Below are 12038 nucleotides of genomic sequence, written 5' to 3'. Positions count from 1 at the left end.
TCAGCGGTCAGTACGGCTCGTTGCCATCGGCACTATTACGGGAGGCCTGCGCCAGCACAGCGAGCAGCCCCCACCCGGCTCCAACGACGATCGCCGTCACGGAAACCTCGGAAGGCGCGAGTGCCGTCCAGATGATGCCGGCGAACATGACGACGACGCCAGCCACAGCCCAGATCGGCCGCACGCTCCGAAGGTCTTCCATGCTCGCGATCCTACGGGACCGCCTGACTGCATCACTCGTGCGCAGTTTGCGGCTGACGGCAAAGCTCCGGAGGGAGTCATCGCTTTCACCCGCCGCGCCCCGCATCTATGGTGTGAACCAACGAACAGATGGGGGGAATCCAGTGGCAACTGCGGATCGAGGGCCAAGGCGTCACGATATCGACATGCCGAAGCTGGGCAAGGTGCCGGTGTACGCCGGCGTGCGAGTAGGTCGAGCCTTGGACGAGGTGACAGAGGACATGGACCTCTACCACGGCGTTCGCCTGAGCCAGGTGATGGAAGCGGTGTACGAGCAGGGTCGGCGCGACGGCAGGTCTGAGGTGTTTGACGCCTTCACGGAGTCGAGCGAAGAGATCGCGAAACGCAAAGAACTGGCACACCGGAAGCCCGGGAAGCCGCGAAGCAGCGGCAAGAAGTAACACAACGACGCCCCCGGCGCCTGCTCATTCGAGCGGGACGCCGGGGGCTTTTCGTCGTTCACAGCGTGCGCACCGTCACGGCGTTGCGCCAGACCACCGGCTGCCAGTGCCCACCGTCGCACGGGACCTCGAGCATGACGACGCGGTCGTTCGCGCCCATCGCCCACGCCTCCACGCGTTCGGCGGCACGGTTCGGGAACTGCACCCACGCCCACACGGGGCGGCGACGCTCGAACCACTCCACCGGCTGCGGCCCATACGCCTGCAGCGGGAGCGTCATCGGCTTCACCGCGGCAAGCACTCTCGACAGCTTCTCGTCGCTGACCTTCGTCGAGCCCATAGACCGGTCCCCTTCCCCGGCCAGGGAACAGGTTACGTCACGGCGCCGACATCGGTGCGTCAGCGCTGGCCGGCGGAGACGACGGTGGAGATGATGACGACGATGGTGGTGAGAGCGACGATCGCGATGGTGGCGTATCCGAAGATGAGACCGAGCAGGGCGGGCGTCCGACCGACCCCTGATCGTCGTGACTTGCTGATGCCGACGTGGCCGAGCGCAACGGCACCGATGGCGAGTGGTGTTGCCAAGGCTGCAGAGAAAAGTCCGAGGAGTGGGATCGGTACGGAGAGGCCGAAGAACAGCGCGAGCGAGCCGACGATGACTGCTGCTACTGCTGCACCGTTGGAGGGCGGTCGGAGGATCTGTTGGTAGACGATCTGCGGCTGCTGCGGCGGCACTCCGGGAGTGGACATGCAGCCGACCATACCGTGACGCTGACGGCCGCATAGGGGCGGGGGGGGGGGGGGGGAGCTATGTCGGAGGTCACCGCGACACTGGTTGCATGACGAGCATCCCCCTCATCGAGCTGCTCGACTTCGAGGAGCAGTGGCCCCGCTGGTCGAGCCGTAAGGACGAAGCGATCCGCGACCGGTTCGGCGTCCCTCCGGCCCGGTACTTCCAACTGCTGCACCGTGCGATCGAAACGACCGAGGCGCTCGAGGCGCGGCCCATGCTGGTGCGCCGCCTCCGGCGACGTCGCGAGGCCGCCGCGGCCGAGACTCTGCGGAGGCACGCGGGCTGAAATGAAGGAAGCCCCCGCTCGATGAGGCGGGGGCTGGTCTTCTGCTGGTCATGGCCCGTCCTGGGTGATGGTCAGTAGGAGGTTGCTGCGTGCCGTTGGCGGGGACTCCGTCGTCCCCTGCTCATCTTCTGGCTGTCCGCGTTGCCGCGTTCACCTCCACCGGCCTGGTGTGATGCGTGCTCATGTGCAACACGCTAGCGTGCGCGCATGCAACGCGCAAGCGTGCACGTCGACCAAGTGCGTGCATGCCCACATTTTGCCCACACTCGACGCACTCTCCAGTTCCCCATCACCCTCCGACTCCCGCCAACTTCCGGGGTATGTCGCATCCGAGCGCCCCAGGGCGGGGGGTGAAAAAGAACCACGACTTCTTCAGCGGGTCGGGCTCGTCGTACGTCATCGGCAAGGCCGAGGCGACCGAGGACGACGACTGGGACTTCTGACAAGCCGGTCAGTGGCGGCGCGCCGCGGGGGTAGAACGGCATCACCCGGGGCGAGTCGGCCCCGCGCGACGTCGCCGTTCGCGCCATCCGCGCCTGACCACACGGGGTGCGTCACGTCGTGAGCGCACCGCAATCAGCCGAATCGGGGGTCCCGCAGGGATGCGGGGCCCCTTCCGTCGGCACCGTCGACCTGTCGAGCGCCCGACGGGGGCGTTTCAGGGTGCGAGTCCTCGCAGGTAGTCGAGAGACTCATCCAAGACGGGAACCTGCTCGCGCACGTCGCTCCCGTCCTCGCTCGAGAAGCCGAGTTCGATGGTCGAACCGGCAGCCGCATCGAGATTTTGGATCACGGGTGGCTGCGTCAGACCCTCGCCTCCGTACGAAAGGGTGGAGCTCGCACCCACCTCGACGTCGACCACGGTCTCGCCCCGCAGGGTCACCCGAAGGGTGAGGTCCTGGTCGCTGTTGTTGACGATGCCGGCGACGAAGGCTCCGGTCTGCCCGTCCGACGTGACGATGAGGGCATTGCGCACCTCGAGCGGTTCGAGCCCGTCGATGGCGACACCGGCACCTCCCTCGTCAGCCGGTTCGGCGGGGGTGTCGCACGCCGACAGGAGCCCCGTGACGAGGATTCCGGCGAGGAGGGCGATCGCAACCCTCCGAGGAACGGGTCGTCCCGTGGCTTGGACGGAGGTCGCGGTGGTCATGCTGAGAAGGTACGGGCTGCACCGTCGTCACGGACGAGGTTGCATCCGGCCTGGCGCGTGTGCAAGACGAAATCCCTTCTATAGTCAGAAGGTAAAAGGCTAATACTTGTAGGATGCCGGTATGCGCCGTCCTCCTCTCACCCCGCACGCCGTCATTCAGGCGGCGGCCGACCTCGCCGACACGACGGGCTTGGCCGACGTCACACTGTCCGCTGTCGCCCGCGAACTCGGCGTGCGAACGCCGAGCCTGTACGGCCATGTCCGCGACCTCGCAGCCCTCCGCGACGGCGTGACGATCCTCGCCCTCGGTGAACTCGCCGATCGGGCGGGCGATGCCGTGGCCGGGCGATCCGGCCGCGATGCCCTGGCCGCCCTGTGCGATGCGCACCGAGGCTACGCCCGCACCCATCCGGGGCGGTGGGAGAGCCTGCAGCGCCGCGCCGGTGACGCCGTCGTGCGCAGCGACGAAGCCGCACGCTCGAGCCGGGCCCTCGCCGCGGTCCTGCGCGGATACGGGATCGACGACAGCGATCGCGTGCACGCCACGCGACTGATCGGATCCTTCGTCAACGGGTTTCTGCACCTCGAGCACGTCGGCAGTTTCGCGCACAGCGCCCCACCCGCCGACGCGTCATGGGCGAAGCTGATCGACCGCCTCGACGACGTGCTGACGCGCTGGAGTGGGGAGGTCGAGCAGTGATCGAGACGCCGTTCACCCCCGACCTCGTCCGCGGTGGAGGGGAGCTCGCGCGCAGCGAGACCGGCGTGCGTCTGCACCGCCTGCCCCTGCCCTACCGCGAGCGCGAAGCCGACGCACAGTTCCGCATGGTCGAGCGACAGCCGTCCGGCATCCATCTGCGGTTCCGGACCGCCGCGACCACCGTCGTGCTCCGCGTTCATTCGACGCGGGTGTCGTATCGCGGGCTCGATCGGGCGCGAGGCATGGTCGACGTCCTCGTCGACGACGTCCTCGCGCTGCGGCATTCCCTCGTTCAGGGAGACGCCCTCGAACTCGACCTCGCCACGGGGGCGGCCACGCCGCGTTCCGGCGACGTCGACGTCGTGACCGCGGCGGGGATGCCCCCGCGCGAGAAGACGGTGGAGTTCTGGCTGCCGCACAACGAGCAGGTCGATCTCGTCGCGCTGCACTCCGATGCGCCGCTCACCGCGATCCCCGACCCACGGCCGGTGTGGGTGCACCACGGCAGTTCGATCAGCCACGGCTCCAACGCCGCCGCCCCCACCGAGATCTGGCCCGTCGTCGCGGCGCGCGCCGCGGGGGTGCAGCTGCACAATCTCGGTTTCGGCGGGAGCGCGCTGGTCGATCCCTTCGTGGCCCGCGTGATCCGGGATCGGGATGCCGACGTCATCAGCGTCAAGCTCGGGATCAACGTCGTCAACGCCGACCTCCTGCGAGTCCGGGCGTTCGTCTCCGCCGTGCACGGGTTTCTCGACACGATCCGCGAGGGTCACCCCGACACGCCTCTGCTGCTGGTGTCGCCGATCTTCAGCGGCATCCACGAGAAGACGCCCGGTCCGGGCGCGTTCGACCCCGAGGCGCTGCGGACGGGGGACGTGCGCTTCGTCGCCACCGGGTCGCCCGCCGACGTCGCACGTGGCGCGCTCACCCTCGAGGTCGTGCGGGACCTGCTCGAGCGGGTCGTCGCCGACCGGTCGGGCGATCCCGCGTTGCACTACCTCGACGGGCTGTCGCTGTACGACGCCGAGGACGCCGGGACGCACCCGCTGCCCGACGGGCTGCACCCCGACACGGCGACGCACCTGCTGATGGGCGAGAGGTTCGCGAACGCGGCGTTCGCCGCGGGGGCTCCGCTGAGACGCTGACCGCGGGTCGCCCCGGTCGACTCGGCGGCGGGCCGGCGGGGACGCACGAAGACGGGCGCGCGCCGGGGCTCAGTCGGCCGGGCGCGCGCCGGTGCTCAGTCGGGCGGGCGCGCGCCGGCGCTCAGCCCGGCCACTCCCGCGCCTCGAGCCTCTCCAACAGCACCTCGGCCGCCGAGCCCTCCATGCCGCGCACCCATCGCTGGGTCGACGACCCGCGCGACGAGACCGTGCGCCCGCGCTCACCCCGTTCCCGTCGCACCTCGACCTGCCCCGACGCGACGCTCACGCCGCGCAGGACGCCCGCCGCGACCATCGCCGCGAGGGGATCGTGCAGGGCGCAGCGGCGGTCGGGGAAGACGCGTCCGGCGTAGAAATCGAGGGAGAACGGCAGCATGGCGGCGAGAGCGCGCGGCAGCGCCCCGGCGATCGCGTCCACACGCACGAGGTCGGCGGCATCCAGGGTCTGCGACATCGTGACGTCGAGGGGGACGAGGGTCGTGTCCCATGTCTGCGCGAAGACCACCGCGGCGGCCTCGGGATCGTTGTGGATGTTCGCCTCGGCCCAGGCCGTGACGTTGCCCGAGTGCGCGAAGGCGCCGCCCATCACCACGAGCCGGTCGAACGCGGCCACCCCCGGCGTCTCGGCGTACGCGGCGAGGTTGGTGAGCGGACCGAGGGTGAGCACGGTGAGACCGGGATGCCGCGCGGCGAGGTGATCGATGAGCTCGACGGCGGGGCGGGCGTCGATCGCGGCGCGGGCGGCGGCCAGGGCGAGACCGCCCACCCCGTCGTCACCGTGGATGTGCGCCGCGCCGCCCGCGTACGGACGATCGCGGAAGTCGTGCGCTCCGACGGCGACGGGGATGCCGTCGACGCCGGCGAGTTCGAACAGCGAGAGGGTGTTGGCGGCCGCGCGGGCGGCATCCGTGTTCCCGGACACCGTCGTGACCCCGACGATCTCGACCGCGGGCTCGGCCAGCAGGTACGCCAGGGCGAGGGCGTCGTCGATGCCGGTGTCGCAGTCGACGAGGATCGGTCGACGGCTCACGGGGTCACCGCGTAGGCGTCGAGGATGTTGAGGTTCGGCTGCGACGCGTCGTCCGCGACCGCGGCCGCGCCCACGGCGCACGCGCGCGCCAGGGCATTGGTCTCGGCGTCGCCGCGCAGCAGTCCCACGACGAGTGCGGCGCAGAACGCGTCGCCCGCGCCGACGGTGTTGCGCACGGTCGTCTCCACGCCGGGGGCGGATGCCGCGAGCTCGCCGCGACGGTACAGTCGAGCCCCCGCGGCGCCCCGCGTGACGCACAGCAGGGCAGCGTCGTGCACTCCGGGCAGCTGCGCGTACTCCGTCTCGTTGACGATGACTAGGTCGCAGGCGGCGAGGATGTCGTCGGGCAGGGGGCGCGCGGGGGCGGCGTTGAGCGCGAAGAAGCCCGCCGCCCGCGCGGCGGCCGAGACGACGGCATCCGTCACCTCCAACTGTGCGAGCACGGCCGCGCCGGGAACGATGCCGAGCGCGTCGGCGTCGATCGCCGCGTTGGCCCCGGGGCACACGACGATCGAGTTCTCACCCGTCGCGTCCACCACGATCAGCGCCGTCCCGGTGGCGCCGTCGGTCGTCTGCACCCCCGAGGCGTCGACGCCGATCGCAGTGAGATGCTCCCGGATGCCACGCCCGTCGAGGTCGTCGCCGACACCGCCGATCAGCCGGACGTCGGCACCGAGCCGGGCCGCGGCGACCGCTTGATTCGCGCCCTTGCCGCCGGGTCCGCGCTGGAGGACGCCGTCGGCGACGGTCTCGCCCGCGGCGGGAGCGCGCTCCACGCGCGCGGTGAGGTCGACGTTGATCGCGCCGACGACGGTGAGGCAGGGGGAGCGGATGGCACGGTCCTTTCGATCAGGCGGAGCGTCGACGAAGCCCCGCCGAGACGATCGCGACGACCGTGCCGACGGCGACGCCGATCAGCGTCTCGATCACGCGATCGCGCAGCAGCATCTCGGGTGCGACCGGAGCGGCGAGGGACACCATCAGCAGCGCGAGCGGGGTGATGAACAGCATGGCGATCCCGTAGTTGCGGCCGACGAACAGCTCGGCGCCCGCCTGCAGCATCACGGCGACGACGATGACGAGCCACGGGGGCAGGTGCAGCGCCAGCAGTCCCGCCGCGATCAGCACCCCGAGCAGTGTGCCGACCAGTCGCTGGACTCCGCGGATCAGCCGGGCCGTCACGTGCGCCCCGCCGACGGCCGCCACGGCACCGACCATGGCCCAGTACCAGTGCGTGCCCACGAGCAGCACACCGACGACGCCGGCCAGGAGGGCGGCGGTGCCCACCGTCGCCGTCATCTCCCACGCCACCGACCCGATCGGCGGACGCGACCGCCGGGGCCGCGCCCACGAGCCGCGGCGGATCAGGGTGAAGGCGGTGGTCACGACGAGGCTCCACGCCACGCTCGCCCCACCGACGATCAGCACGGTGAGGAAGGTGCCGGCGGTCGCCGGGAAGCTCGCGGTGGCACCCGCGGCGAACACCGTGAACAGCGCCCCCGGTGGGTGCCACTGCGCGCGATACGCCAAGAGGGTGACGACCGCGGCGATCGCCGCGACGATCGCGACGGCCGCGAGCGCGGGCAGGGCGAGCGCCGACATCGCGGTGCCGATGAGCATCGCGGCGACGAGCACCGCGCCGGCGGTCGCCTGCATGCGCACCCGCGTGCGGGGGGTGTCTGCGCGACCGTAGAGCGCGGCGAAGGCGCCGAAGCTCGCATAGACGCTCAGGTCGAGGCGGCCGAGCAGCAGCAGGACGAGAAGGGGGACGCCGACGCTGAGCACGGCGCGGACCGCGACCCGGTGGTCGCCCTGGTGCGGTCCGACGCGGATGACTCCGGTCCACACGCGCCCCCGGGATTCCGCCACCGTCCCAGCCTACGCGTCGCTCCCCGGCGGCCGGAGCGGGCGGGCGGTGCGAGGCGGACGGGTCGGCGGTGGGCAGCGGCCGGTGCGGGCGGGCGGTGGGGAAACGCCGGGGACGTCCCGCCGACCGGGGACTGCTCGACGTCGAGACGCGCGGGCGGCACCGCGCGGGCCGCGTGCCTAGGCTGGGAGTGCCCGCCACGTCTCGAGGAGGACCGTGTTCCGCACGCCCTTGACCCTGTTCCGCACCCTCGCGATCGCCGAGGCCGTCTCGTGGACGCTGCTCATCGCGGGTCTGATCCTGCGGGCCGCGGCCGACCTGCCGATCGCGGTGTCGATCGGCGGGGGCATCCACGGCTTCGTCTTCCTCGCCTACGGCGCGACCGCCGTGCTCGTGGCGCTGAACCAGCGGTGGGGGTTCGGCCCCGCCGCGATCGCGGTGGTCAGCGCCGTCATCCCCTACGCCACCGTCCCCACCGAGATGTGGCTGCACCGCACCGGGCGCCTGCGCGGGGCGTGGCGGCTCGACGAGACCGACGACCCTCGCGATCGACGGGTGATCGACCGTCTGCTGCGCTTCTTCCTGCGTCGACCCGCGGTCCTGGCGCTGGCTCTGGTCGCGCTCGTCGTGCTGGTCTTCGTGGTGCTGCTGATCGTGGGGCCGCCCGGCGGCAAGGGCTGACCCGCCCTAGCGTGCCTGGATGCGCACGCTCGCCGGGGCGACCCGGCACGTCGCGGTGAACGTCTCGATCGTGCCCGACACCGTCGCCGTGACGGGTCCCGACCCCGTGTAGGCGACCGTCCGCCCCGTGGCGTGCAGGGACGCCCGATCCTGGACGTATCTCTGCACGGCCCCGCCGAGGCGCCCCACGTACGAGATGTCGAGCGCGACGCCGACGATCGGCCCGGTGTCGGAGGCGGTCCGCCACGCGATCGACGCCAGCCCGCCGCCGCGGGCGGCCAGGGTGAGGGTGACGGTGCCGCATTCTTCGCCCCCGACGTTCTCGGTGCGCAACGGACGGTCCGCGGGGATCGTGTCGGCGCCGCACAGTGCGATGACGTTCAACCGCGCATACGCGCGACCGTTCGGGGTGACGCTGGAGCAGTCCGCGAGCAGGGCCGCCGACGTGGTGTCGGACGGAGGGTCCAGTCGCACCGCGGCGTTCGCCGCCGTGGGGGCCGACAGCAGCGCGACCGCGAGGCCGACCGCGCCCAGCGTCGCCGTGATCGTGCGCTCGCGCATGCGGACCTCCTCGTCACGACAGCGAATCTACGCCGCGCGCGACGGCCCGGGTCGGGTCTTGCGCAACCTCTCAGCGTCGGGTCGAGACGGTCACCGTGAACTTGCGATCGCGCGCGACCTGCCGGGTGGGACCGACCAGCCGTTCCAGGGCGCCGCGGTATTGCAGGGCGGAGTTCCACACCGTCCACAGTTGTCCTCCCGGCGTCAGGACGCGGGCGGCGTCGGCGAACATGCGCGGAGCCAGGCCGTCGGTGACCGCGGCCCCCGCGTGGAACGGCGGATTGAGGGCGATGAAGGTGGCCGTGGCATCCGCCTGTGCCGAGAGCACGTCGTCGCGGCGCACCGTGACCCGGTCCGCGACCTCGTTCGCCGCCGCCGTGGCGCGGGCCGAGGCGACGGCGATCGCCGACTGGTCGCACGCGACGACCCGCAGGGCGGGATGCCGCAGCGCCAGCGTCGCCGCCACCACCCCGGTCCCGCACGCGAGGTCGATCGCCTCGTCGCCGCGGGGCTCGGGCAGGTGCGCGAGCAGCAGTCGCGTGCCGATGTCGATCGAGGCCCCCGCGAAGGCTCCGCCGAATGCGCGGACGCGCAGGCCGTCGATCTCGGCCTCGTCGGGCTGGGGATCGGCGCCGTCGTGGGGTCCGCGCGCGAGGAGCACGCGCGACTTCTGCCGGGCGTGCGAGACGTCGAGGCGGTCGAAGCGCCGGCGCAGGACGTCGTTCATCGACGGGTGCATGTGCTTGAGTCGCCCCCCGGCGTAGACGGCGACGTCCGGGTGCGCGTGCCGCGCGATCAGTCCGGCGATGTCGTCCAGCGCCCGGAGCGAGCGGGGCAGGCGCAGCAGCACGAGGCGCGCGCCGCGCAGCAGGTCGCCGTCGAGCGGATGCGAGGTGAACGTGGCGTCCAGCCCGGCCTCGGCGGCGTTGGCCGCGAGCGCCCGTTCGCCGAGGAGCTCGTCCTGATGCACGCGGATGCCGCGGGCTCCAGCATCCGCTGATCCCAGGGTCAGTGCGCCGTAGGAATCGCCGATGACGACGAGTTCATCGGGCCCGATGCCCCCTCGGGCATCGGCGGACTCGTCGAGGAGCAGGCGATCGGCGGCATCGACGGCGACCAGATCCGGACCCTCGAGATCGGGGCGGCGACGAAGGGCGTCGAGCGAGAGGGGCACCGGTCAACGGTACCCGGGCGAGGGCCGGGCGCGGCGCGCCCGGCGTCGGCTCACCGCGTGCCGAAGTGGAAGGGCAGAGCCAGAGACGCCGAGACGAGGATGATGCCGAGCGCGAAGAAGAGCGCGGGCGCGGCGAGCGAGAACGACAGGCCGGTCAGCAGCATGCCGCCGACGAACAGGATGAGCGAGACGATGAACATGAGGATCCCTTCGGTCGCTCCAGGCTATCGTGCCGGGTCGGCGCGTCGGTCCGTGCGCGGGGCGGGTCGTCCCCCCGGGCCGGAGACGGACCCGGGGGAGATGCTCAGTGCGGCATGTGCCCACAGCGTGCTGCCGGCGACGGCGGCGGGCATGACGGCGACCGCGCCGAGGGGGACGAGGAAGCACAGCTGCGTCGCGACGCCGAACCCGAGCGCCCGGGCGCGATGCGCGCGCAGCAGCTCCCGTCGGGCGCGGCGGTCCAGTCCCCGCGCCGAGAGGGCGCGCGAGGTGAGCTCGTCGGCCAGGAGCCATCCGGTCAGCAGCACACCGGTGACGAACCCCAGGATGCCGCCCACCAGGGGGATGAGTCCGATGACCCACGCCAGAGCCGCCGCAACGATTCCCCGCAGGATCAGGCGCACGCTGTCGCCCGCGGCGCGCCAGAATCCGTAGTCCGCGTCGGGGATCGCACCGGTCGCGCTGCGCTCGGTGGCGCGCCAGATGCGGTCGTAGAACGGCTCTCCCACGGCGAGGGTGACCGCGGTGAACGACACGACCGCGATCAGCAGCGCCGCACCGAACGAGGCGAGGCCGATCGCGGTGCGGACCGTGGTGGCCCACGCCGGCGCCCACGCCTCGGCGAAGGGCGTCCAGCTCACGACCAGTTCGGGCAGCATCAGTGCCCACACCACGAGCGCGGCGGCGAAGACGAGGCCGACGACCGATCCGGGGATCAGCCCCAGCGCCATCGCCCCCGGAGTGCGGCGCCATTGACCGATGCCCCGGGCGAGCAGGCCCGCCCCGGCGAGGAATTCACGCATGAGGGGAGTATCCCGCAGACGGTCGCCGGCGGGATGTCGGACCCGCCCGTGGCGACCACGGGGCGTGTCGGGGGCTGCTGGCAGGATGCCCCCATGCGGATCCGCACCACCTCGACACAGCGCACGTACCGATACATCCGGCTCGGGCTCGTGGGGGCGACGGTCTTCCTCGCCGTCGGGGTGGGGCTCGAGCTGGGGGGCGGTGTGCCGCTGACGTCGGTGAGCGCGGCCTACTACACCGCCTCGGGGCCGGTGTTCGTGGGGACGCTGAGCGCGATCGCCCTGGCCTTGCTGGCCCTGTCGGGACGGAGCCTCGAGCAGGGACTGCTCGACATCGGCGCGGTGCTGGCCCTCGTCGTGGCGTTCGTGCCGACCACGATCGCCGACGCACGGTGCGGGGGGTCTGCCCGCTGCGTCCCGCCCGAGGTGCGGGCCGCCGTCGTGAACAACGGGGTGGCCGTGGCATCCATCGTCCTTCTCGGGGTCGTCGCCGCGCTGATCCTCGCCCGGGTGCAGGGGACGCTGAGCGGTGGGGTGGTGGCGACGGCGACGATCATCGCGCTCGTCGTCGGGGGTGGCGCGGGGTGGGCGGCGGTGGCACCCGAGGGTTTCCTGGCGGTCGCGCACGAGGTGGCGGCGGTGGCGTTCTTCATCGTGATCGCCGCCGTCGCGGCGCTCGCCACGTGGCGCCCGCGCGCGTCGGGGCGACGCGGTTCGCGCGTGCGCGCCGGGTACGCGCTGGTCGCGGGGGCGATCGTGGCGGTTCTGCTGCTGTTGGTGATCGGCGTCGTCGCCGGGGTGGAGCGCACGGGTTTCCCCGTCGTGCTGGTGGGGGAGTCGATCGCGCTGCTGCTGTTCTCGGTCTTCTGGCTCGTGCAGACGGTGGAGCTGTGGGATGAGCCCGACCCGACGGTGCGCGCTGAGCCGGGAATACCCCCGGAGGGTGTGCGTTGAACTTGATACGACG

Annotated in this window: 17 protein-coding genes; 6 read left to right on the top strand and 11 right to left on the bottom strand. The window is 72.0% G+C overall.

The window, feature by feature from the left end:
- Positions 1-7: 7 nt before the first annotated feature.
- Positions 8-202 carry a hypothetical protein gene (locus ACIPVB_RS08875; protein WP_400368322.1) on the bottom strand — a complete coding sequence of 65 codons (195 nt, stop codon included), beginning with the start codon at positions 200-202 and terminating at the stop codon, positions 8-10.
- A 184-nt stretch (positions 203-386) separates the two neighbouring features.
- On the opposite strand from ACIPVB_RS08875, the gene ACIPVB_RS08870 reads away from it, so the two are divergent.
- Positions 387-641, top strand: coding sequence for a hypothetical protein (locus ACIPVB_RS08870; RefSeq protein ID WP_400368321.1), 255 nt, complete (start codon positions 387-389; stop codon positions 639-641).
- 58 nt (positions 642-699) lie between these two features.
- Here ACIPVB_RS08870 and ACIPVB_RS08865 read toward each other — a convergent pair whose 3' ends face one another.
- Entirely contained in the window at positions 700-981 is a 282-nt protein-coding gene (locus tag ACIPVB_RS08865; RefSeq protein ID WP_400368319.1) for a hypothetical protein, read from the bottom strand.
- A gap of 59 nt (positions 982-1040) precedes the next feature.
- Entirely contained in the window at positions 1041-1394 is a 354-nt protein-coding gene (locus ACIPVB_RS08860) for a hypothetical protein (protein ID WP_400368318.1), read from the bottom strand.
- Between the two features lie 89 nt (positions 1395-1483).
- On the opposite strand from ACIPVB_RS08860, the gene ACIPVB_RS08855 reads away from it, so the two are divergent.
- Entirely contained in the window at positions 1484-1723 is a 240-nt protein-coding gene (locus ACIPVB_RS08855; RefSeq protein WP_400368317.1) for a DUF3263 domain-containing protein, read from the top strand.
- Positions 1724-2381: 658 nt separating this feature from the next.
- Here the strand turns inward: ACIPVB_RS08855 and ACIPVB_RS08850 are convergent.
- Complete coding sequence (locus ACIPVB_RS08850; RefSeq protein WP_400368316.1) at positions 2382-2873, bottom strand: DNA modification methylase; 492 nt, start codon at positions 2871-2873, stop codon at positions 2382-2384.
- Positions 2874-2994: 121 nt separating this feature from the next.
- Here ACIPVB_RS08850 and ACIPVB_RS08845 point away from each other — a divergent pair, with 121 nt between their 5' ends.
- Together ACIPVB_RS08845 and ACIPVB_RS08840 are read left to right on the top strand one after the other, a co-directional pair.
- On the top strand, positions 2995-3573 hold the full coding sequence (locus tag ACIPVB_RS08845) for a TetR/AcrR family transcriptional regulator (RefSeq protein WP_400368315.1): 579 nt from the start codon (positions 2995-2997) through the stop codon (positions 3571-3573).
- Entirely contained in the window at positions 3570-4718 is a 1149-nt protein-coding gene (locus ACIPVB_RS08840) for an SGNH/GDSL hydrolase family protein (RefSeq protein WP_400368314.1), read from the top strand. The genes ACIPVB_RS08845 and ACIPVB_RS08840 overlap by 4 nt, the downstream gene beginning before the upstream one ends.
- Positions 4719-4839: 121 nt before the next feature.
- On the opposite strand, the gene ACIPVB_RS08835 is transcribed toward ACIPVB_RS08840, so the two are convergent.
- From ACIPVB_RS08835 to ACIPVB_RS08825, 3 genes are read right to left on the bottom strand one after another with little or no spacing between them, the layout of a single operon-like run.
- Positions 4840-5766 (bottom strand): nucleoside hydrolase, encoded by a 927-nt coding sequence (locus ACIPVB_RS08835; RefSeq protein WP_400368313.1) that lies wholly within the window; start codon positions 5764-5766, stop codon positions 4840-4842.
- Entirely contained in the window at positions 5763-6599 is an 837-nt protein-coding gene (locus ACIPVB_RS08830; protein ID WP_400368963.1) for a PfkB family carbohydrate kinase, read from the bottom strand. The genes ACIPVB_RS08835 and ACIPVB_RS08830 overlap by 4 nt, the downstream gene beginning before the upstream one ends.
- A 16-nt stretch (positions 6600-6615) precedes the next feature.
- Positions 6616-7635 (bottom strand): FUSC family protein, encoded by a 1020-nt coding sequence (locus tag ACIPVB_RS08825; RefSeq protein ID WP_400368311.1) that lies wholly within the window; start codon positions 7633-7635, stop codon positions 6616-6618.
- Between the two features lie 214 nt (positions 7636-7849).
- On the opposite strand from ACIPVB_RS08825, the gene ACIPVB_RS08820 reads away from it, so the two are divergent.
- Positions 7850-8314 carry a DUF3817 domain-containing protein gene (locus tag ACIPVB_RS08820; RefSeq protein WP_400368310.1) on the top strand — a complete coding sequence of 155 codons (465 nt, stop codon included), beginning with the start codon at positions 7850-7852 and terminating at the stop codon, positions 8312-8314.
- A 6-nt stretch (positions 8315-8320) separates the two neighbouring features.
- Here the strand turns inward: ACIPVB_RS08820 and ACIPVB_RS08815 are convergent, their stop codons facing one another.
- From ACIPVB_RS08815 to ACIPVB_RS08800, 4 genes are all read right to left on the bottom strand, one after another.
- Positions 8321-8875 carry a hypothetical protein gene (locus ACIPVB_RS08815; RefSeq protein ID WP_400368309.1) on the bottom strand — a complete coding sequence of 185 codons (555 nt, stop codon included), beginning with the start codon at positions 8873-8875 and terminating at the stop codon, positions 8321-8323.
- Between the two features lie 70 nt (positions 8876-8945).
- Complete coding sequence (locus ACIPVB_RS08810) at positions 8946-10049, bottom strand: class I SAM-dependent methyltransferase (protein WP_400368307.1); 1104 nt, start codon at positions 10047-10049, stop codon at positions 8946-8948.
- Positions 10050-10099: 50 nt separating this feature from the next.
- The gene (locus ACIPVB_RS08805; protein ID WP_013585971.1) at positions 10100-10249 is read right to left on the bottom strand and encodes a hypothetical protein; all 150 of its coding nucleotides are present in this window, start codon (positions 10247-10249) and stop codon (positions 10100-10102) included.
- 24 nt (positions 10250-10273) lie between these two features.
- The gene (locus tag ACIPVB_RS08800; RefSeq protein WP_400368305.1) at positions 10274-11071 is read right to left on the bottom strand and encodes an EI24 domain-containing protein; all 798 of its coding nucleotides are present in this window, start codon (positions 11069-11071) and stop codon (positions 10274-10276) included.
- A gap of 93 nt (positions 11072-11164) precedes the next feature.
- Here ACIPVB_RS08800 and ACIPVB_RS08795 point away from each other — a divergent pair, with 93 nt between their 5' ends.
- Positions 11165-12025, top strand: a complete 861-nt coding sequence (locus tag ACIPVB_RS08795) for a hypothetical protein (RefSeq protein WP_400368304.1) — start codon at positions 11165-11167, stop codon at positions 12023-12025.
- Positions 12026-12038 lie beyond the last annotated feature (13 nt).

Source organism: Microbacterium sp. NPDC090007 (assembly GCF_044748345.1).
Taxonomy (GTDB): domain Bacteria; phylum Actinomycetota; class Actinomycetes; order Actinomycetales; family Microbacteriaceae; genus Microbacterium.
The sequence above is the reverse complement of the archived record's forward strand: the minus strand, read 5'-3'. Positions and strand labels throughout refer to the sequence as shown.